This is a genomic window from Pseudomonas sp. SID14000 (assembly GCF_002165135.1).
Classification (GTDB): Bacteria; Pseudomonadota; Gammaproteobacteria; order Pseudomonadales; family Pseudomonadaceae; genus Aquipseudomonas.
In genome coordinates this window covers 1-318 of sequence record NZ_NFZQ01000192.1, presented here as the reverse complement: position 1 = coordinate 318, position 318 = coordinate 1, and the positions used below count along the sequence as shown (strand labels likewise).

General features: G+C 61.3%; 1 protein-coding gene. It reads left to right on the top strand.

From position 1 onward, the window contains the following. Positions 1–318: immunoglobulin-like domain-containing protein (locus tag CAY82_RS25535; RefSeq protein ID WP_140399197.1), on the top strand; the 318-nt coding region annotated here is incomplete at both ends.

The window sequence follows — 318 nt, the reverse complement described above, 5'->3', positions numbered from 1 at the left end:
TGGGCGGCGACGCTTCGGTTCAGGTGACTGACACCACCGACGAAGTGGTGGCCAAGCTGACCGCGACCCCTTCGGTCACCGAAGGCGGCGAGATCACCTACACCATCACGCTGACCAACAAAGACGGTCTGCCGATCAATAACCACTCGGCCCTGACCTTCACGCTGAGCGACGGCAAGACGGTTATCACCGTACCGGCCAACGGCACGACTGGTTCGGTTACCGTCACTGCCCCGGACAACGTCTACACCGGCACCAACGACCCTGTGGTCAAATCGATCGCCTCGGTCACTGGCGCTGATGTCGACAAGTTCGAGC